Origin of the sequence: Sphingobium sp. IP1, from assembly GCF_002708645.1 — a bacterium.
Taxonomy (GTDB): Bacteria; Pseudomonadota; Alphaproteobacteria; order Sphingomonadales; family Sphingomonadaceae; genus Sphingobium; species Sphingobium yanoikuyae.
The window spans coordinates 18,887-44,742 of record NZ_NOIW01000003.1; the positions used below are offsets into that span (position 1 = coordinate 18,887).

A 25,856-nucleotide genomic window follows, 5' to 3' on the forward strand; every position below is an offset into this window, starting at 1 on the left:
GGTTTTCCTTGGATATCAGGGAGAACAGGGCCATGCGCTCCGACGCAGAAAGCCTTCTGGCCCGGCTGGGGCGCCGGGATTTTCGCTATCGCGAGTTCGCGGACAGTTTCGCGGACATGGAATTGTGGCCGATTTTCGAGGCCCTGCTGACCGACCCGCGCGTGGTCGGACGCCCCCTGTCCAAGCTGGAAGCGCGCGAGGCGGAAGCCGTGCTGGCGGTCCGCCGCGCCGAGCCCGAGCAACATGCGCCCGCACCCCGCGCCAATGTGACCAGCATGTTCGACGCCTATCAGGACGCGCCGCCATCCGCCGCGCCGCGCGGCAATCTGCGCGATTTCCTGGGCCATCTGTCGAACGATCCCGACAAGCGAGATTATTGATGCCGCTGATCCTCTGTCATTCGCCCAAGGGCGGCGTCGGCACCAGCTTCATCGCGGCGCAACTGGCGATCCATCTGGCGCAGCGCGGGCATGATGTCAGCGCGCTCGACTTCACCTATCAGGATTCTCTCAAGCTCTATTTCGGCCTGACCCCGGCCCAGGGCCTGCCGGAACTGAACGACGGCAGCGCGGACCAGATCGCGGTGTCGGGCGTCGCGCTCTTTTCCGCTTATGGCCTGCGCCGTGACGCGACCTTCCAGGATCTGCTGGGCAAGCCGGATCATTCGCCATTTGCCGGCAAGAAGATCTTCATTGCCGATGTGGCGGCCGGTGACCGCGAGACCAAGGACATGTTGCTGCCGCATGCCGCCCTGCATGTCTGTCCCCTGCATCCGCGCCCCGGATCGCTCGCGGCCCTGCCCAAGGTCGAACCGGGCACCGCGACGATCGATCTTGCCAAGACCGGGTTCGTGCTCAACCATCTGGACGACACCCATCGCCTGTCGCGCCACACCCATATCTTCCTGCGCGAACTGTTCGGCAGCAAGCTGCTCGGCACGATCCGCCGTGACGAGGCGGTGAACGAGGCAAGCGCGATGTTCGAGCCGCTGGCCCGCTTCGCGCCCGCCAGCGTGGCGCTCAACGACCTGCGCAGGCTGGTGACGACCGTGGAACAGGCGGCTGGCCTGGTCGAGGCAGCCGAGGAGGCGGCTTCGTGAAGGCCCGGCAGGCGATCCTGAGCAACGGACTGCTGGTGCTGGCCGGGCTGTTCGCCCTGCTGGCGATCACCGTGCCGCTCGATCTGGAAGCACAGTGGATCTTTGCCGGCATCACCATCGTGGGCGCGACCATATTGGGGCGCATGCGCAGCCGTCGTGCGCTGCTGGTGCTGGCGATCCTGTCGATGATCGTGTCGACCCGCTACATGTTCTGGCGCACCACCGAAACGCTGGAGTTCGGCACCCTGGCAGAGTTTCTGCTGGGGTCGGGCCTGTATCTGGCCGAAGTCTATGCCTGGCTGATCCTGGTGCTGGGCTTCCTGCAGACCGGCTGGCCGCTCGACCGCGAAGTGGTCGAGATCGAGGGTGAGCCCGATCAGTGGCCCAGCGTCGACGTCTATGTTCCGACCTATAATGAAAGCCTGGAAATCGTCCGCAACACCGTGTTCGCGGCGATGGACATGGGCTATCCGGCCGATCGCTTCCGCGTCTTCATCCTGGATGACGGTCGCCGGCCGGAGTTTCAGGCGTTCGCGCGCCAGGCCGGCTGCGGATATCTGACCCGCGGCGACAATCTTCATGCCAAGGCCGGCAACCTCAATGCCGCGATGAAGAAGACCAATGGCGAACTGATTGCCATCTTCGACTGCGACCATGTGCCGACCCGCGCCTTCCTGCAGATGACCGTCGGCTGGTTCCAGCAGGATCCCAAGCTGGCGCTGATGCAGACGCCGCACCATTTCTATTCGCCCGACCCCGCCCAGCGCAATCTGGGTACGGTCCGCGACCTGCCGGGCGAGGGCGACCTGTTCTACGGCGCGGTCCAGTCCGGCAACGACCTGTGGAACGCGACCTTCTTCTGCGGTTCCTGCGCGGTCATCCGCCGCGATGCGCTGGCCCAGACCAACGGCTTTGCCGGCGAGACGGTGACCGAGGACGCCCATACCGCGTTGAAGTTGCAGCGCATGGGCTGGAATACCGCCTATATCGGCGCGCGCCTGTCCGCCGGTCTCGCGACGGAGCGGCTGGTGCTGCATATCGGCCAGCGCATCCGCTGGGCGCGCGGCATGACGCAGATCTTGCGGATCGACAATCCGCTGTTCGGGCGCGGCCTCAATTGGCAGCAGCGACTTTGCTACCTGAATGCGATGCTGCATTTCCAGTTTCCGCTGCCGCGCATCGTCTTCCTGACCAGCCCGCTTGCCTATCTGATCTTCGGCCAGAACATCATCCATGCCTCGGCCTCGCTGATCTTCGCCTATGCGCTGCCGCATCTGGTTTGTTCGATGACCTCGTCGGCGAATACGCAGGGCGGGGATCGCCGGCCTTTCTGGGGCGAAATCTACGAGACGATCCTGGCCTTTCACCTGGCGCGCCCGACGGTCATGACCTTCTTCCAGCCGCGCAAGGGCAAGTTCAACGTGACGGACAAGGGCAGCCTGCTCGACCGGACCTATTTCGACCTGTCGACGGTGCGCCCCCACCTGATCTGCATCGGCCTCATCATCTTCGGCATCGGTCTGGCGATCGTGAAGCGGGTCTTCTTCCCGCATCTGTTCAACATCCAGACCGATACGCTGGTGCTGAACGTCGTCTGGGCCGTGTTCAGCCTGATCATCCTGATCGCCGCCGTTTCGGTCGCGCGGGAGACGCGGCAGGCGCGCGAATATATCCGCATCGTCACCGAATTGCCGGTCACCCTCTACATGGCCGATGGCTATGTGATCGACGCGACGACGATCGACATTTCGATGGGCGGTGCCGCGATCGCCGTGCCGCCCGACTTCCCGCTGCGCGACCGGCGCGTCGCCCATATGTCGCTGCCGATGGGTGACGAGAAGCTGACGATCCCGGTCGAAATGGTCCGGTTCGATCGGGGCGAGGTCAATCTGCGCTTCCAGGAACTGGACATGATCTCTTCGCGTCACCTTGTCCGCGCGGTGATGGGCCGTGCCGATGCCTGGCAGCCCGCTGCCCCCCGCAAGCCGGTTTCGGCCCTGCACTCTCTCTGGGATATCATCGTGGTCGACTATATGACCCTCAAGCGCCTGTTTCGCCTCAACCGCACGGAGCGCCGCAAGCAGAAGAAGGCCGTTCGCCTGGCCGCCGCGGCGAAAGCCGCCAAGCAGGCTGCGGCCGCATTGCTGGGCCTGGCCGCGATCGGAACGCTGGTGCTCGCAGGCAGCGGTCACGCCTTCGCGCAGGCGGCACAGGCACCTGCCGCGACGCTGGCACCCGCCACCGCAGCGGGCGTGCAGAAGCAGCGGCTCAGCTTCCGCGACCTGCAGGTCAAGATGCCGATCCGCCTGGCCGGCACGCGCGGCGAAATCGGCATTCCCTTCGGCATGCGCCGCAACGAGGTGGTGACCGACAGCAGCCTGACGCTGAATTTCGCCTGGTCGCCGGCGATGCTCGGCGATCTCAGCCAGCTGGTCGTGCTGCTGAACGGCGAAGTGGTGCGCACCATTCGCCTGACCCCGGCGGAATCCGGTGGTCAGAACATCACCATTCCGGTCAATCCGGCGCTGTTCCTGCCGGGCGACAACCAGCTCAACCTGCGTCTGGTCGGCCATTATGCGCGCGATTGCGAGGATCCGTTCCACAGTTCGCTCTGGGCCAATATCAGCAATGTGCGGTCCTGGTTCGACCTCAGCGTCCAGACGCTGCCGATGGCCCCGGATCTGGGCCGTCTGCCCGGTCCCTTCTTCGACCGGCACGATAATCTGCCGCTGCGCCTGCCTTTCGTCTTCGCCGGCACGCCGCGCGCAGGCGAACTGGAGGCGGCCGCCAGCCTGGCCTCCTGGCTGGGCGCCCAGGCGAGCTATCGCGGCTTTTCGTTCAAGCCGGTCTACAACCAGATCCCGACCGGCAATGCGATCCTGTTCGCGACGCCGGAACGGCCGATTGCGGGCCTGAACCTGGCGATTACCGGGCCGAGCGCGACGGTCATCCGCAATCCGCGCGACACGTTCGGCGAATTGCTGGTGGTGATGGGCCGCAATGCCAGCGAGTTGAAGCTGGCCGCTGCGGCGATCGCCAGCGGTCGCGGCGTGCTGAGCGGCGCGCGGATGAACTTCGACGGCGTCCGCATCCCGACCTATGCGCGCTATGCCGCGCCGCGCTGGCTGCGCACCGACCGCCCGGTTCAGCTGGGCGAGATCATGGACGCCAATGCGCTGCAGGGCATGGGCCTGCCGCCCGGACCGCTGTCGGCGCGCTTCCGGGTCGCCCCCGACCTCTTCTTCTGGCCGCGCCAGGGCGGTCGCCTGGACCTGCGCTATCGCTATCCGGCGGCCAAATGGCTCGATCGTCGTGCCTCGCGCCTTGATGTCTCGATCAACAACCAGTATCTGCGCACGCTGCCGCTCGCCGGGGCCGGCTGGTGGGACAGTCTGTTCGGGGCACAGGGCGCATCGTCCAACGATTCCAGCGCCTCGATCGTGCTGCCGCGCTACAATCTGTTCGGCCAGAACGAGCTGATCTTCGACTATAATCTGATCATTGCCGACAAGAAGAAATGCGAAGGGACGCTGCCCGACAATGTCCGGGTCAGCGTGCGACCGAGCAGCAGCATCGACCTCAGCCGCGCCTATCACGCGCTGCACATGCCCGATCTCGCCACATTTGCGGGCGCCGGCTATCCCTTCACCATCCGTCCCGACCTGTCGGAAACCACGGTGCTGATGGGTGGTCAGCCTTCGGCCGGGGCGGTCGAGGCCTTCTTGGTGCTGATGGGCCGCATGGGCGATTCCACCGGCGCGCCAGTGACCGGGGTCGTCGTCGCCAACGCCGTCGATGGCGAGCGACTGCAGGGGCGTGACATCATCGTTATCGGTGGCAGCAGTGTCGCGGGTTCCGACCAACTCTTCGCTGGCGCACCGGTCCGTTATGAAAATGGCCGGCTGCAGGTGACAGAGATGAGCCCGGTCCAGCGCATCTTCGCCTTCTTCTCGCCGTTCGATCGATCGGGGGATGGCGAAGCGGACGCGTTCGTCACCTCATCCAGCGGTTTTGCCGGTATTGTCGGCTTCGAATCGCCGTTCGAGGGTGGTCGCAGCGTCGTGGCCCTGCTGGCGGACGATCCGCGCGCATTGCCCGATCTGGTCGGCGGCATGGCCGATGCCAAGATCAACGCCCAGATCCAGGGCGACCTGGCCGTGACCAGCGGCGACGGGATGAGCAGCTTTGCGGTTGGACCCGGCTATTGGGTCGGTTACCTGCCCTTCTGGATGAAGGCGGCCTTCTGGCTGAGCCAGCGTCCTTTGCTGATGGCCGCCTGTGGCCTGCTCGCGGCGCTCATCCTCGCCGGACCGCTCTATCTCTACCTCAGCCGGCAGCAGCGCCGCCGCCTGAGCAAGGAGGAGGAGGCATGAGCCGCACCCTCCGTCTGCGTGTCACCTGCGCCGCCCTGGCGCTGGCCTGCATGGCGCCGCTGCCCACGCTGGCCGATGTGCCGGGCGTTGCGCCGCTGATCCAGCAGGGCCGCTACTGGCAGTCCAAGGGGCGACAGGATCTCGCCAACCAGGCCTATCGCCGGGCGCTGGCGCTCGATCCCAATAATGCCGAAGCGCGCAAGGGACTGGCCGGCCCGCCGCCCAAGGCACAGCCGGCACCGAAACCCACGCCCGCGCCAGCGCCGGCACGGCGCGCCGAAGCGACGCCACGCCCGACGCCCACGCCGGCTGCAACTCCCTCGGCGGCAAATCGGACGCAGACCGCGCGCCCGAGCGGCAATACTGGCGGCGGCGCGTCGCGCGCGAGCGGTTTCAAGGCGCTCGACGCCAATGATCTGGATGGCGCGGAGCGGGCGTTCGAGCGCGCAGTGGCGGCCAATCGCAACGATGCCGACGCGCTGGGCGGCCTTGGACTGGTGCGCCTGCGCCAGGGGCGCTTTGGCGAAGCGCGTGACCTGCTCGATCAGGCGTCGCGGCGCGGTTCTGCCGGGCAATGGGCGCAGGCGCTGGCCTCCGCCCGCTTCTTTGGCGGGCTTGCGGATGCGCGTGCGGCGCTGGCGCAGGGCCGGCTTGGCGAAGCGCAGGCCGATGCCGAAGCGCTGGTCCGTTCCGGTTATCCGCAGCGTGGCCCGGCGCTCGAATTGCTGGCCGATATCTATGAGCGGCAGGGGCGCTATGCCGATGCGGCAGATCTCTACCGGCAGGCAAATGAAGGGGCCAAGCAGTCCGATGGTCGGCTGGCGAGCCGGGCCGCGCGCGATCGCGCCCGTGCCGCGGCTGCGCGCGGCGATGATGTCACCGCCGAACAGGAATTTCATTCCGGCCTGTTGCTGGACCAGCAGGATCCGTGGATCCGCTATGAGTTTGCCCGTTATCTGATCCAGCGCCAGCGCCTGCCCGAAGCGGAATCGCTGATCAACTCGCTGGGATCGTCAAGCGACCCGGACTGGCTCTATGCGGCAGCGCTGCTCAACGCCGATCGTGGCCGGGCGTCGGCCGCCGATACGCTGATGGCGCGGATTCCCGAAATGCAGCGCACAGAACAGATGCGCAATTTCGCCGTCGGCCTGAAGGTCGATGGTGCGATCGAGCGGGCCAAGGCGATGGCCGCGCAGGGCCGGCAGGCCGATGCGCTGATGGCGCTGCGCCAACTGGCCGCGACCCCCGGCATCGACCCGACCAAGCAGGCTGCGGTGGCCGATGCGATGTTCGAACTGGGTGACCGGGAAGGGGCGGCGCAACTGGCGCAGCAGGCGCTGACCGCCGGCACCATCACCGACCCGGCCGGTTATGAGCCGATCGTGCGCGTGCTTGCCAAGACCGGGCGCGATGCCTTTGCCACCAGCGCCGTGCAACGCGCCGCGCAACTGGCGGGCAATACGCCCGACGGCCAGCGTGTCGTGGCGCGGATGAACGGCATCATGGCGGCGTCGCAGGCGGATCGGCTGCGACTGGCCGGGCAGAACGCCCAGGCCTTCGACCTGCTGCAGGGCGCGTGGAACGCTGCGCCGGGCAATCAGGAAGTGCTGGCCGCGCTGGCACGGCTCTATCAGTCCGGCGGCATGCCGGCCCAGGCGGCCCAGACCTACCAACTGGTCCTGGCCCAGTCGCCCAATGACAAGGGCGCGTTGATGGGCCTGATCGAGACGGCGGGAGCTGCCGGCGACAAGGATCTGGCGCGCGCCACGATCGAGCGCGCCTTGCAGCAGTCGCCCAATGATTATCAGATTTACATGGCGGCGGCGCGGATGGAGCAGGCGCGGGGCGACGAGGGCGCCGCGCTGCGCTACCTGAAGCGCGCGAAGGAAGTCTATGCCGCGCAGAGCGGCGCAGGCAATGTCACCGCCAGCAATCCCTTTGCCGCGACGATGCAGGGCAACAACCCGTTCCGCAACCAGTCGGCTGCGGTCGCCCCGGCGGCGGTCAATCCGTTTGCGCTGGGATCGGGCGCGCGGCTGGCCGGACAGGCGCCGTCACCGGCAGGCATGGCGTTCGCGCCGATGCCGCAGGCTGGCGAAGCCGGCGGCTTCCCGCCGGCGGTCGTGGCCCAGTCTGCGCCGATGCCGGGCGGCTATCCGCCGGTCGGCGTGCCGGCGTCTGCGCCCGGCGGATCGATGATGACAAGCGGCGATCCGGTGATGGACCGTATCCAGACCGAGATCCGCACCCTGACCCGTGACAGCGGCCCACGCGCCGAACTGCGCACCGGCTATCGCGAGCGATCGGGTGAAGCGGGCCTGAGCGAACTCAAGGAACTGACCGGATCGGCCGAAGTCTCCACCAGCCTTGGCAACGGCCGGATCAAGGCCAGGGCGGAAGCCGTGGTGCTGGATGCCGGTCGTCCCAGCCGGTCGGGCCTTGCCCGCTTCGGTCGCAATGCGACGCCCGAAGCGCAGGGGATCGTCGATCAGGAAGAATCCGCACTGGTGGATGCCGATACCCAGCATGCGTCCGGCGTGGCGCTGTCGGCCGCTTATGAGACGCCGCTGCTGAAGCTGGAGGCTGGCGTCACGCCGCTCGGTTTCGAGGATAGCGACGTGACCTGGCATGCGGCGATCAGCCCGCGTTTCTCGCCCTATGCGACGGCGCGTGCCTGGTTCGAGCGCAAGCCGGTGACCGACAGCGTCCTGTCCTATGCTGGCACACGCGATCCCGTGACCGGCGCTATGTGGGGCCAGGTGATGCGGACCGGCGGCGGCGCATCCTTCTCCTATGATCAGGATGGGGCGGGGGTCTATGGCGACCTGTCCTATTATAAATATGCCGGGCATGACGTCCGCAAGAACCATGGCTTCCAGGCCAATGTCGGTGGCTATCTGCCCTTCTATCGCGGCGATCGCTCGTCGATCACCGGCGGCGTCAACGTGAACTATCAGGATTTCGACAATAATCAGAACTACTTCACCTACGGCTTTGGCGGCTATTTCAGCCCGCAGAGCTTCTTCAGCATCAGCCTGCCGGTGCGGTATGCCTATGCGTCGGACCTGCTGGAGGTGAAGGCGGGCGTGGCGCCTGGCTATCAGAGCTACAGCCAGGATCAGGTCAACGTCTATCCGACCGATCCGGCGGCACAGGCGGTGCTGGATGGCCTCAAGGCCCAGAACAGCGATGTGCGCTCCTATTATGACAGCCTGAGCAAGACCGGCTTTGCCCTTTCGGCGGACGGCTCGATCTATTATCGTGTCAGTCCCAGTACGCGGGTCGGCGGTGAGATGAGCATCAACACCTTCGGCAGCTATGACGAGTTCAAGTCGCTGATTGGGATCAAACAGTCTCTGGGAGGCAATTGATGATCCGGGAAGCCGTGGAATATCAGCCCGCCGAAACCGATCAGTGGACGATGGACGGGCTGTCGCTGCTAACCGCGATGATCGGCAGCGAGGTGTTCGGCACCGCGACCCGTGGCCAGGCCGATGCCTTTTTCGGCGCGGTCGGTCGGCGCATCGCGTCCCTGCTTCAGGTCGCCGACATTTCGGACGGCGATGCGCTGATGGCGCGGATCAACCGGCTGTGGCGGACGTTGGGCTGGGGTGAGGCGCAATTGCGGATGACGGACGATGCAATCATGATCCAGCATGTCGGCTTGCCCGAAACGCTCCAGGGCGATGTCGATGGCCGCTGGGCGGACATGGCGCCGCCGCTGCTGCGTGGCGCCTATGACGCCTGGTTCCGGGCGCTGGGCGGCGGCGCGGACCTGCATACATCCGTGCTGCAATGGCGCGACGGCATCATGGAAATACGCCATGGGCGTTGACCGGCGTGCGTTGCTGGTGGGGATGGGACTGGTTTTCACGGCAGCCTGCGCCAAGGCGCGTCAGCCGCGGGGCAGCAGCGTGACCAATGGCGACTGGGCCCGGTTCAAGGCCGCCTTTCTCGATCCGTCCGGCCGCATCATCGACAATGGCAATGGCGGTGTCAGCCATAGCGAGGGGCAGGGCTATGGCCTGGGCCTGGCATTGTGGAACGATGACCGGGAAGCGTTCGACGCTATCCTGCGCTGGACCGATAGCAATCTGGTCCGGCCTGATATGGCGCTTTACGCCTGGCGCTATGACCCGCGGCAGCCCAATCCGGTGGCGGACACCAATAATGCGACCGATGGCGACCTGTTCATTGCCTGGGCGCTGGCCGAAGCCGCGAAAAGCTGGGGCGAGGGGCGTTATGCCAGCCGCTCGGCCGAGATCCGCGCCGCCATCCGCCAGCATCTGGTGCTGGAACGCCATGGGCGCAAATTGCTGCTGCCCGGCCTGCAGGGCTTCGTCACGCCAGAGGCGGTGACGCTCAACCCTTCCTATTTCGTCTGGCCCGCGCTCGACGCCTTCCGTCGCCTGGATGGGGATGCTGCCTGGGGGCGGATCATCAGTGACAGCGAAGCGCTGATGGCGGCGGCCCAATTCGGTCCGCTCAAGCTGCCGACCGATTGGGTCGATGTGACGGGGCATGACATGGTCGTGCCGGCCGTGGGCAAGCCCGCCCGTTTCGGCTTCGACGCGATCCGCGTGCCGCTTTATGCCCAGGCCGGGCGCCGGGCGGCGCTGCTTAAGCCGATCCGGGATTATTGGCAGGGCTATGTGAGCCGGCAACAGCCGATCCCGGCCTGGGTCGATGTCCAGTCCGGGGAGGTCGCGCCCTATGCCCTGTCGGCGGGTGGCATGGCGATTGCCGGCAAGATCATGGGCCTGCCGCAACCGGCAGGCCTGTCGACCGACTATTATGCCGCATCCTTGCAGATGCTGGCCGGCAAGCTCGCCTGATCGGGGCTGAGCCGGCGGCTCAGCCCAATATTCCCGGCAGGTCCAGTCCCTTGCCACGGGCACAGTCGCGCGCGATCTCGTAGCCCGCATCGGCATGGCGCATCACGCCGGTGGCCGGGTCGTTCCACAGCACCCGTTCCAGCCGCGCGGCCGCTTCCGCCGTGCCGTCGGCAACGATCACCATGCCGCTATGCTGGCTATAGCCCATGCCGACGCCGCCGCCATGGTGGAGCGATACCCAGGTCGCACCCGACGCGGTGTTGAGCAGCGCGTTGAGCAGCGGCCAGTCGCTGACCGCGTCCGACCCGTCCATCATCGCTTCGGTCTCGCGATTGGGGGAAGCGACCGAGCCGCTGTCGAGATGGTCGCGGCCGATGACGACCGGGGCCTTCAGTTCGCCCTTCGCCACCATCTCGTTGAAGGCGAGGCCGAGGCGATGGCGATCGCCAAGTCCGACCCAGCAGATGCGGGCGGGCAGGCCCTGGAAGTGGATCTTCTCCCGCGCCATGTCGAGCCAGTTGTGGAGATGGGCGTTGTCGGGCAGCAATTCCTTCACCTTGGCGTCGGTCTTGTAGATATCCTCCGGATCGCCCGACAGCGCCGCCCAGCGGAACGGGCCAATGCCGCGGCAGAAGAGCGGGCGGATATAAGCGGGCACGAAGCCGGGGAAGTCGAAGGCATTGTCGACGCCCTCATCCTTCGCCATCTGGCGGATATTATTGCCGTAATCTGTGGTGGGGACCCCGGCGGCCTGGAAATCCAGCATGGCGCGGACATGAACCGCCATGCTGGCCTTGGCGGCCTTCGCCACCGCTTCGGGCTCGCGCTCGCGCCGCTCGATCCATTCGGCGACGGTCCAGCCGGCGGGCAGATAGCCATTCACCGGGTCATGGGCGCTGGTCTGGTCGGTAAGCAGGTCGGGGCGGATGCCGCGCGCGAACATGTCGGGCAGGATTTCGGCCGCGTTGCCGAGCAGGCCGACCGAAACGGGCTTCTTGTCGGCACAGCTTTTCTCGATGATCGCCATGGCTTCCTCGATCGTCGCGGCCGCGACATCCAGATAGCCGGTGCGCAGGCGCATCTCGATGCGGCTGGGCTGGCATTCGATCGCCAGGCAGGACGCGCCGGCCATGACGGCGGCGAGCGGCTGGGCGCCGCCCATGCCGCCCAGGCCCGCCGTCAGCAGCCATTTGCCGCTGAGGGTGCCGCCATGATGCTGGCGCCCCATCTCGACGAATGTCTCATAGGTGCCCTGCACGATGCCCTGGGTGCCGATATAGATCCAGCTACCCGCGGTCATCTGGCCGTACATGGCCAGGCCGCGCTTATCGAGTTCGTTGAAATGCTCCCAATTGGCCCAGTGCGGCACCAGATTGGAGTTGGCGATCAGCACGCGCGGCGCATCGCGATGGGTGCGGAACACGCCGACCGGCTTGCCCGACTGGACCAGCAAGGTCTGATCGTCCTCCAGCCGCTTCAACGTCTCGACGATCCGGTCATAGCTTTCCCAGTCGCGCGCGGCGCGGCCGATGCCGCCATAGACGACCAGTTCCTCGGGCCGCTCGGCGACATCGGGGTGGAGATTGTTCATCAGCATGCGCAGCGGCGCTTCGGTCAGCCAGCTCTTGGCGCTGAGCTGCGTGCCGGTGGCGGGCTTGATGATGCGGCTATTGTCGATGCGGGTCATGGAGGATCAGCCTTCCTGGCGGGTGAAGGCGAGGCAGGCCTTCAAGATGGCGGTGAGGGTGGCGGTCAGCGGTGCGGCATGGGCCAGGTCAAGCGGCGGCGGCCAACTGGCCTCGGTCCGCTCGGCGGGCTCGTGGAGATAGCCGCGCATCGCCAGTTCCATCTGGATCGCATGCACGCCCTGTTCGGGCCGGCCATAATGGCGCGTGGTCCAGCCGCCGCGGAAACGACCGTCGACGACATGGCTCATGCCGCTTGCCGCGCAGAGGCGGGCGACCTGGGCGGTTAGGTCCGGCGAACAGGTCGTGCCGAAATTGGTGCCGATGTTGAACTGCGGCAATGCGCCGTCGAACAGGCGCGGCACAATGCTGCGGATCGAATGGGCGTCGTAGATAACGACCCGGTCATGCCGGGCGCGCAGCCGGTCGATCTCGGCCTGCAGTGCGGCATGATAGGGTGTGAACCAGTTGGCCCGCCGCCGGTCGATCTCGGCCGCGTCGGGGACGGCGCCGGCATAGAGCGGCGCGCCGTCGAAATCGGTCGTCGGGCAGAGTTCGGTCGTTGCCTGTCCCGGATAGAGCGAGGCGCCCGAGGGATCGCGATTGACGTCGATGACGCCGCGCGAAATGGCGGTGCGGATCGTCGTCGCGCCCAGATCGCAAGCGAAGGCGTAAAGCTGATCCACCCACCAGTCCGCATCGGCGCGGGCGATCCAGGGCGAGCGGAAGGCGTCGCCGACATCGGCGAGATCGGTCCCGGTATGCGGGAAGGCGACGATCAGCGCCACCTCGCCTCGCCGGATGTCGAGCCAGTCGTTCATCCCAGCACCGGCAGGGCGTGACCAGCGGCCGCCACCAGCGCGCCCGACCGGACGATGCGGTTGGCTGCCTCCATATCCGGGTGGAAATGGCGGTCGTCGGTCAGGTGGGGTACCTGATCCCGGACGCAGGCACGGGCCGCTTCCAACGCGGTGCTGGAGGTGAGCGGGGCGTGGAAGTCCATGCCCTGCACCGCCGCCAGCAATTCGATGCCGATCACTGCGGTCGCATTTTCCGCCATGTCGAGCAGGCGGCGCGCGCCATGGGCGGCCATGGAGACATGATCCTCCTGATTGGCGCTGGTCGGGATCGAATCCACGCTGGCCGGATAGGCGCGCTGCTTATTCTCCGAGACCAAGGCGGCGGCCGTCACCTGCGGGATCATGAAACCGGAATTGAGACCGGGTTTCGGCGTCAGGAAGGCGGGCAAGCCGCTCAGCGCCGGGTCGACCAGCATCGCGATGCGGCGCTCGGCGATCGATCCGATCTCGCAGATGGCGAGCGCGATCATGTCGGCAGCGAAGGCGACCGGCTCGGCATGGAAATTGCCGCCTGACAGCGCCTCGTCGCTTTCCGGGAAGATCAGCGGATTGTCGGACACGCCATTGGCCTCGATGGCCAGCGTGGTCGCTGCCTGACGCAGCAGGTCGAGCGCGGCGCCCATCACCTGCGGCTGGCAGCGCAGGCAATAGGGATCCTGCACCCGCGCATCGCCGCTCAGATGGCTCGCGCGGATGGCGCTGCCTGCCATCAGGCCGCGCAGCGCATCGGCCGTCTCGATCTGCCCGACATGGCGGCGCAGCGCATGGATGCGCGGGTCGAAGGGGGTGTCGGAGCCCTTGGCCGCCTCGGTCGAGAGCGCGCCGGTGACCAGCGCCGCCTGGAACAGCGTCTCCGCCTCGAACAGGCCGGCGAGCGCATTGGCGGTCGAGAATTGGGTGCCGTTGAGCAGCGCCAGCCCTTCCTTGGGGCCAAGCTCCAGCGGGGCGAGGCCGGCACGGGCCAGCGCCTCGGCGGCCGGCAGGCGCTCTTCGCCCAGTATGATGTCGCCGACACCGATCATCGCGGCAGCCATGTGCGACAAGGGCGCCAGATCGCCGCTGGCGCCGACCGACCCCTGGGCCGGCACCACCGGTGTCAGCCCCTGAACCAGCATCGCCTCCAGCAGGGCGACAGTCTGCGGCTGCACGCCCGACGCGCCCTGGCCCAGGCTGGCGAGCTTCAGCGCCATCATCAGGCGGATGACCGGGATGGGGGAGGGGGCACCGGTGCCGGCGGCATGGCTCAGCACGATATTGCGCTGGAGCGTGGCCAGGTTTTCGTCACCGATCCGCACGCTCGCCAGCTTGCCGAAGCCGGTGTTGATGCCATAGACCGGCTCGCCCTTCGCCAGGATGCGCGCCACCGCCGCTGCGCTCTCGGCAATGCGCGGCGCGGATGCGCCATCAAGCCGGGCCGTCGCGCCGCGATAGATGGCGCGCCAGTCGGCCAGCGAGGCTTCGCCGGGGACGAGGATGATAGCGTTCATTGACCACTCCAGATGCGGGCATGGAGCGGGTTATACCCCATGCGATAAACCAGTTCGGCGGGGCGCTCTATGTCCCAGATGGCAAGGTCGCAGCTTTTGCCGACCTCCAGTGTGCCGATTTCGTCGGATAGACCGAGCGCACGCGCGGCATTGCGGGTGACGCCCGCCAGGCATTCGTCGACGGTCAGGCGGAATAGGGTCGCGCCCATGTTCATCACCAGCAGCAGCGAGGTGAGCGGCGAGGTGCCGGGGTTGCAGTCGGTCGCCAGCGCGATCGGCACGCCGGCACGGCGCAGCCCGTCGATCGGCGGCAGCTTCGTCTCGCGCACGAAATAATAAGCGCCGGGCAGCAAGGTCGCGACCGTGCCGGCGCGGGCCATGGCGGCGATGCCGTCTTCGTCCAGATATTCCAGATGATCGGCCGACAGTGCGCCATGGCTGGCGGCGAGTGCCGCGCCGTGGAGGTTGGAAAGCTGTTCGGCATGGAGCTTGACCGGCAGGCCGAGCGCGCGCGCGGCGCTGAACAGCCGGTCGGTCTGCGCCGGCGAAAAGCCGATCCCCTCGCAAAAGGCGTCGACCGCGTCCGCCAGCCCTTCGGCCGCGACCGTCGGCAGCAATTCGTCGCACAGCATCGCAATATAGGCATCGGCATCGCCGGCATATTCGGGCGGCAGGGCGTGGGCGCCCAGGAAGGTGGTGACGATCCGCACCGGCCGTTCGCGGCCCAGTTGGCGCGCGGCGCGCAGCATCCGCAGCTCGGAGGCGGGATCAAGGCCATAGCCGGACTTCACCTCGACCGTGGTGGCACCTTCGGCGATCAGCGCGTCGAGCCGAGGCAGGGCGCTGGCGACCAGTTCCGCCTCGCTCGCTGCGCGGGTGGCGCGCATGGTCGAGACGATGCCGCCGCCGGCTCGGGCAATTTCCTCATAGGAGGCGCCGGCCAGGCGCAGCTCGAACTCGGCGGCGCGATCGCCGCCATGGACCAAATGGGTGTGGCAGTCGATCAAGCCCGGCGTGATCCAGCGGCCGGCGCAGTCGATCGTCTCTGCGGGGGCGAAGGCAGGCGCTTCAACATGGGCGCCAGCATAGGCGATACGGCCATCGCGCGCGGCGATCACGCCGTCCTCGATCGCGCCGATCCCGTCGCCCGCCATCGTCGCCAGCCGGGCATTGGTCCATAGCCGGTCGCATATCATCGTCATCGCCAGCCTCCCTTCACGGCCTTCCGCCCAGATTGCATGATTCGATATTTAATGTATAGACATTATATCGGTCCGGGAGATTTGCAGTCCATGACGTCCCTGTTTTTCGACCATGCGTTGTTGCCGGAGGGGTGGGCGCGGGACGTCCGGATGGTGCTGCATGACGGCACGATCGCATCGATCGAGCAAGGCGCCGCACCGCAGGCCGAGGATATCCGTCACCCCGTCGCGTTGCCGGGCCTGGCCAATCTGCACAGCCATGCCTTTCAGCGGGCGATGGCCGGCCTGACCGAGGTGCGCGGCCCGGCGGGCGACAGTTTCTGGACCTGGCGCGACCTCATGTATCGCTTCGTCGATCGCATGGACCCGGATGATATCGCGGCGATTGCGGCACAGGCCTATGTCGAGATGCTGGAAAGCGGCTTCACTCGTGTCGGCGAATTTCACTATCTGCATCACGCCGCGGACGGCGCGCCCTATGCGAACCCGGCGGAAACCAGCCTGGCGATCATGGCGGCGGCGGCGGAAAGCGGCATCGGTCTGACGCTGTTACCGGTCTTCTACGCCTGGTCGGGTTTCGGCGCGCAGGCGCCGAGCGCGGGCCAGCGGCGTTTCATCCATGATCTGGACGGCTTCGCCCGATTGCGCGAGGCGGCAATCACGGGAGCACGAAACCTGCCCGATGCCGTGGTCGGCGTCGCACCGCACAGCCTGCGCGCGGTCGCGCCCGACGAACTGGCGCTGCTCGCCCGGATCGCGGGCCATAATCCGGTTCATATCCATATCGCCGAGCAACAGAAGGAAGTGGCCGACTGCGTTGCCTGGAACGGCCAGCGGCCGGTCGAGTGGCTGCTGGATCATGCGCCGGTGAGCAACCGCTGGTGCCTGGTCCATGCGACCCATATGACTGAGGATGAGGCGCGGGCGATGGCAACCCGCGGCGCGGTGGCGGGGCTCTGTCCGATTACCGAGGCCAATCTGGGCGACGGTCTATTTCCAGCGGAGGCCTTCCTCGACGCTGGCGGCGTCTATGGTGTCGGCAGCGATTCCAATGTCCGCATCGATGCCACAGAGGAACTGCGACTTTTGGAATATGGCCAGCGTCTTGGCCTGCAGCAGCGTAATGTGCTGGCGCGCCACGCAGGCATATCGACCGGCGATCGCCTTTACCGTTCGGCGGTGGCGGGCGGCGCGCAGGCGCTGGGTGTCTCCGCTGGGCTGCGCGTCGGCGCATCGGCAGATTTCGTGACGCTGGACCTTAATCATCCCTCGCTGTCCCATCGCCCGGTCGAGCGTGTGCTGGATGGGCTGATCTTCGGCGCCGGGCGCGAGGCGATCGATACGGTCTGGCGCCGGGGCGTGCAGATGGTAAGCGGCGGGCGGCATCGCGCCCGCGACGCCATCGCCACCCGCTATCGCCGGACGCTGGAGAAACTGACCGCGTGAAACAGCCGCTGCACGAGAAGATCCGCGCCGATTTCGAGGCCCGCATCCTGGCCGGCACGCTGGCGCCAGGCGACCGGCTGCCGACCGAGCAGGAACTTATGCAGGCCCATGGCTGTTCGCGCATGACCGTGAACAAGGCGCTGTCGGCGCTGCAATCGGCCGGCCTGATCGAACGGCGCAAGAAGGCGGGCAGCTTCGTCGCCCGGCCGCGCGTCCATTCGATGGTGCTGGATATCCCGGACCTTGCCGTCCAGATCGGCGAGCGCGGCCAGCGGCACAGCTATCGCCTGACCCGGCGGCAGGTGCGCGGCCCGATTGCCGGGCGCGACGAGGAAACGGCTCTGGCCAATGGTGCGCAACTGCTGGAACTGGATGGCATTCATTGCGCCGATGATCGGCCGCTCGCGGTGGAACATCGCCTGATCGCGACCCGCGCCGTGCCCGCGATCGTCGATGGCGACTTCGACAGCATCTCGCCGGGCACCTGGCTGCTGCAGCATGTGCCCTGGACCGAGGCGGAAAACCGGATTTCGGCGGTAGGCGCAACGCGGGAGGAGGCCGCCCAACTCGGCATCGCGCCCGGCGCGCCCTGCCTGTGCGTCGAGCGCCATACCTGGCGCGGCGGCGACCCGATCACCTATGTCCGCCAGGTCTTCCTGGCTGACGCCTATGACATGGTGGCCCGCTTCGGGCCGGCGGGCGGTTGACGGGCCAAAGGCAAATCGGCGCTCTTCCCCGCTGCCGACAAGGGCTGTCGGCAACAGGAAAGAGCGCCCGTCGACAGGCTCCGGTCAGGCCTCAAAGGCCGCCTTCTGCCTGTCGCTGCGAAGACCTCATGGTAGCGTAGAGGCCTCCGCATTCTCGATCGTCATGATGCCCGGTGGCATGCCGCGCTCGGCCTTCTGCCGGGCGACCATGGCGCGGATTTCCGCGCGCAACGCCTTTGCATCATAGATGATGCCGTCCTTGATCGTGTAATCGACGCCGCCGACCCGATCGACCTTGCCGGTCGCATCATTGAGCCTGATCGATCCGGTGCCGAACAGCAATTTCATGTTGGCCAGCGGGTTGCCCTTGATGACCACCAGGTCGGCCTTGCGGCCGACCCGGATGGTGCCGATCTGGTCCTCATGGCCGAGCAGCCGGGCGCCTTCCTGCGTGGCGGCGTGGATCACTTCCAGCGGGCTGAACCCCGCCTCGCGCAGCAACTCCATCTCCTGAATATAGCCGAAGCCATAGAGATTGTAGATATAGCCGGAATCGCTGCCCACGGTGACGCGGCCGCCCCGGTTCTTGTAATCATTCACGAACCGCATCCAGCGGCGATAATTGTCCTTCCACGCCATTTCATGCTCGGTGGTCCAGTCGAACCAATAGGCGCCATGATTGGTGCGGCTGGGGCGATAATAGTCCCACAGCGCCGGCAGGGTGTAATCGGCATGCCATTGCGCCCGGCTCATCCGCATGAAGTCCCGGCTGGTGAGATAGGCGGTGAAGGTCGGGTCCAGGGTGAAACCGCGTTCCAGCAGCGTGTCCATCACCTTGTTCCACTGGTCCGATCCCGGCTCGGCCGCCTGCGCCCACAGCCGCCCGGCCTCGCCGAAGCGCATCTGCTCGTCATTGTTGATGAAGTCGGTGGGAAAGGCCTGGATACGCTGGTCGGTGAACATCGCTTCGGGCAGGCCATACCAATGTTCCATGCTCTCCAGGCCCGCGCCCGACGTGCCCAGCACATTGGCATAGGCGACCAGTTGCTGGGCGTGGTGCATGGTGCTGTGCAGGCCGAGCTTCTTCGTCTCGTCGAGTGCTGCGTAGAGCACATCCTCCGGCGCGCCGCCGATGAACTTGATGCCGTCGGCGCCGCGCTTCTTGGCCTCCTGGATCACCGCGCGGGCGGTGGCGGCGTCGTTCACGGGGCCGCGTATCTGGTGGAACATCGGGTAGATGTCGATGCGTGGGGCGACGATCTCGTTGCGGGCGCTGCGGGCCTTGATGTCGGCCAGCCACTCGATCGGGTGGCCGCTGCCCAGGTCGCGCACGGAGGTGATGCCATGCGCCATCCAGAGCTTGAGGATATAGTCGGACGGCACTTTCTGCGCGTCGCTCAGCGAATGGAGATGGACATGGGCGTCGACGAAGCCGGGCATGACATAGGCGCCGGCCAGGTCGATCTCATGGTCGCCGGGCGCGGCGCGCAGCGCGGGATTGATCGCGCCGGGCGCGCCGATCGACTTGATCTCGGCGATGCGATCGTTCGACAGGACGATGTCGAACGGCCCCTGCGCCGGCGCGCCGGTGCCATCGATCATGTAGACATGGCGCAGCACCGTGCGCTGGAACGGCCCTGCGCCCTGATTGCGGGCGGGAATGGGATCGGCGGTCTTCGCCGCCGGCGCATTGGATGCTTCGGGCGCCGCGAGCGCGCTGCCGCTCAGGAGCAGCGCCGCCAGGGCGAGAATGGGACGGGACCGGACGGCCATGCGACGCTCTCCTCTATAGCTGTTGTAAGTGGCGGGCCGGAGCGCCACGGCCCCGGCCCGCCCATCTGACGGGTCAGAACTTCATTCGTGCGCCGACGAAGTAGCGGCGGCCCAGCGTGTCATAGAGCGACACGTCGGTATTGGCGTCGCCGACCAGGGTCGTGCCCAGGATCGGCGGCTGCCGGTCGAGCAGGTTGTTGACGCCGCCGAAGAAGGAGAAGGTCTCCGTCGCGTCGATCGAGAAGCTGGTGTCGAGATACCAGACCGGGGCCACCGACTTCACCACATTGGTCGCGGTCGGATAGAGTTTCAGGTCGCCGATCATCCGGCCCTGCAGGCGGAAGCTCAAGGGGCCGCTGGCATAGGTGGCGCCCAGGTTCAGCTTGAAGTCCGGGGTGATGAAGCCGCCGGTGCCGACCGAACAGCCCGCACCATAATAGCCGGCGCAATCCTGCGGGGCGGAGGTGGCGAGCACCTGCGTCGTGCGCTCGAACAGCCAGCTGGCGATCGCCTGCAGCGACAGGCTGGCATCGTCGCCCAGCGACAGCGCACCGGGCAGCGGCACGCGATAATCGACCTGCGCATCGATGCCGTTGACCTTGAGCGAGCCGATATTGTTGCTCGACACGCTGACATAGTCGAGCTGGCCATTGCCCAGGCGCGTGATCGCCCGGCAGGTGGCGCTGCCGGCATCCATCATCGTGTAGCAGTCGTTCATCGTCTGCTGCGCGTTGACGGTCATGATCGCGTCGTCGACCTTCACGTTGAAATAATCGACCGTGATGTTGAGGCGCGGGATGAAGGGCGGCGAGATGACCGCGCCGATCGTGTAGGTCTTCGACTTTTCCTCGCGCAGGTTCGGATTGCCGCCGCTGTCCTGGTTGAGGCCCAGCGTCGCCTGGGTGAAGTTGGCGATCTCGCCGGCCGGTACGCCGGTGGCGACGCAGAAATTCTTGAGCGCGTCGCTGCGATTGTCGCCGCCCGAGGTCGGGATGGCGCAGGGATCGGTGCCGCTGGAATAGCCGCGGGTCACCGCCGTATAGAGTTCGGCGATATTGGGCGCGCGGATCGCGCTGTTATAGGCGCCGCGGATGCGGATCCAGCTGACCGGGGCATATTCGCCGCCCAGTTTCCAGGTGAAGACCTTGCCGACCGAGCTGTAATCCGAATAGCGGGCCGCACCCTCGATCGCGAGCGTGTCGAAGAAGGGCATGTCCGCGAGGATCGGGATGCGCAGTTCGCCGAACAGTTCCTTGACGTCATAGGCACCGGCCAGCGCCTTTTGCGACACCGCGCCATATTCATTGGCCAGGTCGAGCGGGCTGGGGCTGAACGTGTATTTGTCCTTGCGATATTCGGCGCCCAGCGCGACCGAAACCGGGCCGGCCGGCAGTTCGAACAGGGTGCCGGCGATGCTGGCGCCCGCGACCTGGCGGGTGAAGATGTCATGGCTTTCGCGCACCGGGGTCAGGAAGGCGCCGGCTTCCGGGCTGATCGAATTGAGGCCCAGGATCGACACCGGCACGCAGCCCAGCGACTGGTTGCGGCAGACGACATTGCCCGAGGAATCGATGACCGCGTCCAGGCCCATCGACAGGCGGGTCTGCGAAATCAGGCCCTCGTTCCGGGTGTCGGTGCGGTTGCGCATATATTGGTAGAAGGCGTCCCACTTCCAGTCGCTGCCCAGCAGCGACACATCACCGCGCAGGCCGGTGGTGATCTGGTAGGATTGCCGTTCGTAGCGATAGTTGCGGGTGCCCAGTTCGTCCGCGCGGCGGCCGCCGCCGACGATTTCCGCCGTGCCGTCGCCATTGGTGTCGAAGATGGCGGCATTGTTGGTGAAGAACTGGCGCAGGCTTTCGGGCAGCACCGGATTGCTGGCATAATTGGGGATCAGCAATGTCGAGGAGGCGGCGCCGGGCGTCAGCGGGGTGAAGCTGTCGGGCGCCAGGATCATGTCATTCTTGGCGTTGACGAAATAGGCCTCGGCATAGGCGGTGATCTTGTCAGCCACCTCATAATGGGCGTTGGCGGCGACGTTGAAGCGATCGAGCGGGCGCTGCAGCAGATTATAGGGCGCGTAGTTGTAGGTGTCCTCCGGCTGGCAATAGGGCAGGACGGTGCCGTTCTCGCCAAAACGAATGCCGGTGACCGACGTGCAACTGCCACCGGGAGTCAGGTTGACGCCGGTCAGCGCTGCACGCTGCGCGGCGCTCAGCGGGACGCGGGTGCCGGGGATGCTGCCCGAACCCGAATAGACCAGCTGGCCATTGACTTCGCCGAGCGGCGTGCGGCTGAAACCACGATCATTCTGGGTGATCGACGACTGGCGCGTCCAGCTGCCCGACAGGGTGATATTGCCCCGGCCATCGGCGGTGCTGGTGCCGAACGTCAGGTCGAGCTTCTTCGATTCGGCGTCGCCGCGGTCGCTGATGCCATATTGGGCGCTGGCTTCGACGCCCTCGAACTTGTCGTCGAGGATGAAGTTGACCGCGCCGGCGATCGCATCGGAGCCATAGACCGCCGACGCGCCGCCGGTGATGATCTCGACCCGCTTGATCAGGGCGTCGGGAATGGAGGCAAGGTCGACATTGCCGCTGGAATCGGCGGGGATGAAGCGGCGGCCATTGACCAGCACCAGCGTGCGGGTGTTGCCCAGACCGCGCAGATTGGCGGTCAGCACGCCCGACCCGCCGCCATTATTGACGGTGGAGGTGTTGCCCGATGCCAGCTGCGGCATCTGGTTCAGGGTCTTTTCCAGCGTGACGTTGCCCGACAGCTTCACATCCTCGCTGCCCATGACCGAAATCGGGCTGGGCGCGGTCAGATCGGTGCGGACCAGGCGCGAGCCGGTGACGATGATGTCGGTGGGCGGCTGTATGTGTTCCTGTGCCTCCTGGGCATGGGCGACCGAACCAAAGGCGGCGCCGGCCAGGATGGTCGACAGCAACAGAAAGGCATTGCGGCGGCCGTACAGGCCCGCCGGTCGGATCGTCATCATTGGTCTATCCCCTTGTAATCGCTAGGATTCAATTCATTCGACACAGATTATGATTTTGCATGCGCAGCAATGTGGGATGCTGCGCCGATGTCGGCTCCTGCGTACCGGACCGCCTGACGGTCCCCCGGACGGGTGTTCAGCTCCTCTCTCTGTCTTAGCGGCTCTTTGACCGCTTCAATGTATATTGAATATCGTATACTTTAATCATGCTGAGGCTGCAGGAGGCTGTCAAGATTGCAGTTAAATGTCAGTCCGCAGTCGCCGGCGAAAAGCGTCGAACGGGGAGTTAGTGTTATGAAAATAAACAGAAAAATTGTTCGTGCCCTGCTGCTGTCGGGCGCGGCTCTGGGGCTGTTCCGGCCCGATATTGTTGCGGCTGAAACAATCTGGATACGCGACGTAACCGTCATCGACGGCACCGGGGGCGCAGCAAAGGCGGGGCAGGACGTGCTCGTTGCGGATGGGCGCATCGCAGCGATCGGCGCAACGCTGAAGGCGCCGGCCTCGGCCAGGCAGGTCGATGGTCGCGGCCGCTATCTGCTGCCCGGCTTCATCGACTCCAATGTTCACGCAACCGTCTATGGCAACCCGGCCCGCCGCGACACCTCATCGCGCTATGCCGACCGGAACGAGGAACTGGCGCTCGAATTTGCCCAGCGCCAGTTGCGCGCGGGCGTCACCACCATGCGTGACAGCTATGGCGTGCTGCCGCCGCTGCTGGCGGTGCGCGACCGGATCGCCAGCGGCCAGGCGATCGGCGCGCGCATGCTGGTGGCGGGCAATATATTGGGCTGGGGCGGCCCATTTTCGCTGACCTATTCGCTGACCGGCGATCGCGACCTGACCCTGTTTCAGGAACAGTGGAACGACATGCTGGCCCAGGGCATGGGCGAGGAACTGATGGACATGACGCCGGAACAATTGCGCGCCGCCGTCAGCGCCTATCTCGATCGGGGTGTCGATTTCCTCAAATATGGCGGCACCAGCCATTTCATGATGCCCTCACTGATCGGCTTTTCGCCGCGCCAGCAGGCGGTGATCGTGGCGGAGGCGCACAAGCGTGGCAAGATGGCCGAAACCCATGCCACCAGTTCGGAAGGGCTGCGCCTGGCGGTCGAGGCGGGGATCGACCTGATCCAGCATCCCGAGATATTGAGCCGCGACTATCCCGACGATCTGATCGCCCTGATCCTGTCAAAGGGGACGTTGTGCGCGATGCGGTCCAACATGGTCACCGGCGCAGTGCGACAGAAGCAGATCGCCCGGCGCGCCAGGGCGGTGGCGGACATTGCGCAGATGCCGCCCGCGCTGACCAGCACCGAACTGCGTCGCCGGGCGACGATGCGCGGCGACGATGCGGAGATCGAGCGGCGCAATGCCGAGCGGCTGGTCGCGGCCGGATGCCCCGTCACGATCGCGACCGACAATTATCTGGGCGATGCGCCCGAGTTTCGCCGCAGCCCCAAATCGCCGGAGCAGGAGCCGGGCGAGGGGAGCCTGCTGGCGATCGAAGGGCTGGTGGAACTGGGCATGACGCCGATGCAGGCGATCGTCGCGGCAACCCGCAACGGCGCACGGGCGGCCGGCCGGCTCCAGGATCTGGGCACGGTGGAGCCGGGCAAGATCGCCGACCTGCTGCTGCTCGATGCCGATCCGCTGGCCGACATTCATAATATCCGCCGCCTCGGCCGGCTGTTCGTTGCGGGCAAGGAGGTCGATCTTCAGGCCCTGCCGCAGACGCACCTGTTCGTGGTCACGGATGAGCGCTGAGCATAAGCGGCGCCGCATCATCATGGACGCGGCGCCGATGGCTCACATGGCGCTGTCGTAGAAGGCCAGCAGGTCGCGGCGCAGGCCCTTCATGGACTCCGGGTGGATGTAGATCATGTGCCCGGATTCATAATAGCGATAGCTGATATTGGCCTGCAGCGCCTTGTCGAGCTGCATGTGCTTCAGATCATATTCGGCGCCGGCAAAGGGCGTCGCCATGTCATAATAGCCGTTGAGCGACAGCACTTTCAGATGGCTGTTGGTGCGCATCGCGCGGGCCAGGTCCAGCGCGGTGTCGGCCGCCGGCATCGGCCGGCCGCCGCCGCCCGGCGCGCGATGGCGCTGGTCCCAGGCCGGGCTGATCTCCTTGTAGAAATTCGGGCGGTAGCTGAGCGGCGTCTTGTAGCCGAGCGTGCCGAACAGATAGGAATTGAGCGCCGCGATATAGGCGCCGCTGATCGACGTGTCGGCCGCGTCGAATTCGGGGTCGGCGGCGCTGTCGTCGACATCGATGCCGACGAAGCGGGAATCCAGCCGGCCGACGGTACGGCTGCTGTCGCGCATCAGCTCCTTGCGGAACCGGCCGAGATCGATGCGCAGCTTATTCTGTAGGATGAAGCCCTTGGACAGGCCGGTATAGGCGGCGAGCTGGGTCGCGATCGCATCGCGCTCGCCATCGGGCAGGTCGTCGCCTTTGGCCAGCGCGGACAGATAGGGGCCAAGGGCAAAGGCGCGCACTTCGCTCAGGAACGGCTCCAGCGTCGCCGGCCGGTTGGGCAGGCGGTTATGATACCAGGCGGTCGCCGCATAGCTGGGCAGATAGGTGACGTTGATCTGGTCATAGCCTGGATTGCGGATGCCATAGTTCAGGATCGACGACAGCAGCACCACGCCGTTCATCTGCACGCCGCGTTCCTGCAACGTGTTGACCAGGCCTGCGGCGCGCAGCGTGCCATAGCTTTCGCCGAGCAGGAATTTGGGCGCATTCCAGCGATTGTTGATCGTCAGATAGCGCTGGATGGCGCTGGCAAAGGCGTCGATGTCCGGATCGACGCCCCAGAAATCCTTGCCCTGCGCCTTGCCGAGCGGGCGCGACAGGCCGGTGCCGACCGCGTCGATGAAGACCAGGTCGCTGCGGTCGATCAGGCTGTCGGGATTGGGGCCGATGCCGAAGGGCGCGGGACGGGCGGTGTCGGGCGTCGGCGTATCCACCCGGACGGGGCCAAAGGAGCCGATGTGCAGCCACATGGTCGACGAACCCGGACCGCCGTTGAACAGGAAGGTGACGGGGCGTTCCTTCGCGCCCTTGGCCCGATCGGCGACATAGGCGGTGTAGAACATGCTCGCGATCGGCTCGCCGGCATCGTTGCGGATCGTCAGCGTGCCGGGCGTGGCGCTATAGTGGATCAGCTTGCCGGCGACGGTCACCGACGCGCGGCTGGGCATCGCCTGTTCCTCGACCGGGGCGACGGCGCTATCGTCCTTCTTCGTCTCTTCCTTCTCCGCCGGGGCGGGCTTGTCGGCGGCGATCGACGGCCCGGCCAGTGCCGCCAGCAGCAGGGGAAGGGCGGAATATGCGATGTTTTTCGATATCATGACTCTGCCTGTTGCCTTCATT

Annotated in this window: 16 protein-coding genes; 9 read left to right on the forward strand and 7 right to left on the reverse strand. The window is 66.3% G+C overall.

The window, feature by feature from the left end; all coding sequences use genetic code 11:
• The first annotated feature begins 32 nt into the window (after positions 1–32).
• The 6 genes from CG471_RS01545 to CG471_RS01570 are packed head-to-tail and all read left to right on the forward strand — an operon-like array spanning position 33 to position 10,307.
• Entirely contained in the window at positions 33–380 is a 348-nt protein-coding gene (locus CG471_RS01545; protein ID WP_099230088.1) for a hypothetical protein, read from the forward strand.
• Positions 380–1,099 carry a ParA family protein gene (locus CG471_RS01550; protein WP_017499185.1) on the forward strand — a complete coding sequence of 240 codons (720 nt, stop codon included), beginning with the start codon at positions 380–382 and terminating at the stop codon, positions 1,097–1,099. The genes CG471_RS01545 and CG471_RS01550 overlap by 1 nt, the downstream gene beginning before the upstream one ends.
• Positions 1,096–5,472, forward strand: coding sequence for a UDP-forming cellulose synthase catalytic subunit (bcsA, locus tag CG471_RS01555; RefSeq protein WP_099230090.1), 4,377 nt, complete (start codon positions 1,096–1,098; stop codon positions 5,470–5,472). Before CG471_RS01550 ends, bcsA begins: the two co-directional genes overlap by 4 nt.
• The gene (locus CG471_RS01560; protein ID WP_099230092.1) at positions 5,469–8,843 is read left to right on the forward strand and encodes a cellulose biosynthesis protein BcsC; all 3,375 of its coding nucleotides are present in this window, start codon (positions 5,469–5,471) and stop codon (positions 8,841–8,843) included. The genes bcsA and CG471_RS01560 overlap by 4 nt, the downstream gene beginning before the upstream one ends.
• Complete coding sequence (bcsD, locus tag CG471_RS01565) at positions 8,843–9,307, forward strand: cellulose biosynthesis protein BcsD (RefSeq protein WP_010339109.1); 465 nt, start codon at positions 8,843–8,845, stop codon at positions 9,305–9,307. Before CG471_RS01560 ends, bcsD begins: the two co-directional genes overlap by 1 nt.
• On the forward strand, positions 9,297–10,307 hold the full coding sequence (locus CG471_RS01570; protein ID WP_099230093.1) for a glycosyl hydrolase family 8: 1,011 nt from the start codon (positions 9,297–9,299) through the stop codon (positions 10,305–10,307). Before bcsD ends, CG471_RS01570 begins: the two co-directional genes overlap by 11 nt.
• Before the next feature lie 19 nt (positions 10,308–10,326).
• On the opposite strand, the gene hutU is transcribed toward CG471_RS01570, so the two are convergent.
• Genes hutU through hutI form a run of 4 tightly spaced genes read right to left on the reverse strand, consistent with a single transcriptional unit; the run spans position 10,327 to position 15,535 of the window.
• Positions 10,327–11,994 (reverse strand): urocanate hydratase, encoded by a 1,668-nt coding sequence (gene hutU / locus CG471_RS01575; RefSeq protein WP_099230094.1) that lies wholly within the window; start codon positions 11,992–11,994, stop codon positions 10,327–10,329.
• Positions 11,995–12,000: 6 nt separating this feature from the next.
• Positions 12,001–12,813, reverse strand: a complete 813-nt coding sequence (gene hutG, locus CG471_RS01580; RefSeq protein WP_099230096.1) for an N-formylglutamate deformylase — start codon at positions 12,811–12,813, stop codon at positions 12,001–12,003.
• A complete protein-coding gene (gene hutH / locus CG471_RS01585; RefSeq protein WP_099230098.1) occupies positions 12,810–14,339 on the reverse strand; it encodes a histidine ammonia-lyase in 1,530 nt (509 codons plus the stop codon). The genes hutG and hutH overlap by 4 nt, the downstream gene beginning before the upstream one ends.
• On the reverse strand, positions 14,336–15,535 hold the full coding sequence (gene hutI / locus CG471_RS01590; protein ID WP_180275593.1) for an imidazolonepropionase: 1,200 nt from the start codon (positions 15,533–15,535) through the stop codon (positions 14,336–14,338). The genes hutH and hutI overlap by 4 nt, the downstream gene beginning before the upstream one ends.
• A 96-nt stretch (positions 15,536–15,631) precedes the next feature.
• Between hutI and CG471_RS01595 the strand changes: the two genes are divergently transcribed.
• Both CG471_RS01595 and hutC read left to right on the forward strand, forming a co-directional pair.
• Complete coding sequence (locus CG471_RS01595) at positions 15,632–16,987, forward strand: formimidoylglutamate deiminase (RefSeq protein ID WP_099230199.1); 1,356 nt, start codon at positions 15,632–15,634, stop codon at positions 16,985–16,987.
• A complete protein-coding gene (gene hutC / locus CG471_RS01600) occupies positions 16,984–17,694 on the forward strand; it encodes a histidine utilization repressor (RefSeq protein ID WP_099230102.1) in 711 nt (236 codons plus the stop codon). The genes CG471_RS01595 and hutC overlap by 4 nt, the downstream gene beginning before the upstream one ends.
• Positions 17,695–17,820: 126 nt before the next feature.
• Here the strand turns inward: hutC and CG471_RS01605 are convergent, their stop codons facing one another.
• Together CG471_RS01605 and CG471_RS01610 are read right to left on the reverse strand one after the other, a co-directional pair.
• Complete coding sequence (locus tag CG471_RS01605) at positions 17,821–19,467, reverse strand: amidohydrolase family protein (protein ID WP_099230104.1); 1,647 nt, start codon at positions 19,465–19,467, stop codon at positions 17,821–17,823.
• A gap of 73 nt (positions 19,468–19,540) precedes the next feature.
• Positions 19,541–22,468, reverse strand: a complete 2,928-nt coding sequence (locus CG471_RS01610; RefSeq protein ID WP_099230106.1) for a TonB-dependent receptor domain-containing protein — start codon at positions 22,466–22,468, stop codon at positions 19,541–19,543.
• 294 nt (positions 22,469–22,762) lie between these two features.
• Between CG471_RS01610 and CG471_RS01615 the strand changes: the two genes are divergently transcribed.
• Positions 22,763–24,238: an amidohydrolase family protein gene (locus CG471_RS01615; protein ID WP_257211389.1), complete on the forward strand. Its 1,476-nt coding sequence runs from the start codon at positions 22,763–22,765 to the stop codon at positions 24,236–24,238.
• 42 nt (positions 24,239–24,280) lie between these two features.
• Here the strand turns inward: CG471_RS01615 and CG471_RS01620 are convergent, their stop codons facing one another.
• On the reverse strand, positions 24,281–25,834 hold the full coding sequence (locus tag CG471_RS01620; protein ID WP_099230108.1) for a S10 family peptidase: 1,554 nt from the start codon (positions 25,832–25,834) through the stop codon (positions 24,281–24,283).
• Positions 25,835–25,856: the final 22 nt, after the last annotated feature.

What these genes read in the sequence shown, in the direction of transcription:
- CG471_RS01545 (WP_099230088.1), top strand. Translation starts at nt 33, where the DNA reads ATGCGCTCCGACGCAGAAAGCCTTCTGGCCCGGCTGGGGCGCCGGGAT.
- CG471_RS01550 (WP_017499185.1), top strand. Translation starts at nt 380, where the DNA reads ATGCCGCTGATCCTCTGTCATTCGCCCAAGGGCGGCGTCGGCACCAGC.
- CG471_RS01560 (WP_099230092.1), top strand. Translation starts at nt 5,469, where the DNA reads ATGAGCCGCACCCTCCGTCTGCGTGTCACCTGCGCCGCCCTGGCGCTG.
- bcsD (WP_010339109.1), top strand. Translation starts at nt 8,843, where the DNA reads ATGATCCGGGAAGCCGTGGAATATCAGCCCGCCGAAACCGATCAGTGG.
- CG471_RS01570 (WP_099230093.1), top strand. Translation starts at nt 9,297, where the DNA reads ATGGGCGTTGACCGGCGTGCGTTGCTGGTGGGGATGGGACTGGTTTTC.
- hutU (WP_099230094.1), bottom strand. Translation starts at nt 11,994, where the DNA reads ATGACCCGCATCGACAATAGCCGCATCATCAAGCCCGCCACCGGCACG.
- hutG (WP_099230096.1), bottom strand. Translation starts at nt 12,813, where the DNA reads ATGAACGACTGGCTCGACATCCGGCGAGGCGAGGTGGCGCTGATCGTC.
- hutH (WP_099230098.1), bottom strand. Translation starts at nt 14,339, where the DNA reads ATGAACGCTATCATCCTCGTCCCCGGCGAAGCCTCGCTGGCCGACTGG.
- hutI (WP_180275593.1), bottom strand. Translation starts at nt 15,535, where the DNA reads ATGATATGCGACCGGCTATGGACCAATGCCCGGCTGGCGACGATGGCG.
- CG471_RS01595 (WP_099230199.1), top strand. Translation starts at nt 15,632, where the DNA reads ATGACGTCCCTGTTTTTCGACCATGCGTTGTTGCCGGAGGGGTGGGCG.
- CG471_RS01605 (WP_099230104.1), bottom strand. Translation starts at nt 19,467, where the DNA reads ATGGCCGTCCGGTCCCGTCCCATTCTCGCCCTGGCGGCGCTGCTCCTG.
- CG471_RS01610 (WP_099230106.1), bottom strand. Translation starts at nt 22,468, where the DNA reads ATGATGACGATCCGACCGGCGGGCCTGTACGGCCGCCGCAATGCCTTT.
- CG471_RS01615 (WP_257211389.1), top strand. Translation starts at nt 22,763, where the DNA reads ATGAAAATAAACAGAAAAATTGTTCGTGCCCTGCTGCTGTCGGGCGCG.
- CG471_RS01620 (WP_099230108.1), bottom strand. Translation starts at nt 25,834, where the DNA reads ATGATATCGAAAAACATCGCATATTCCGCCCTTCCCCTGCTGCTGGCG.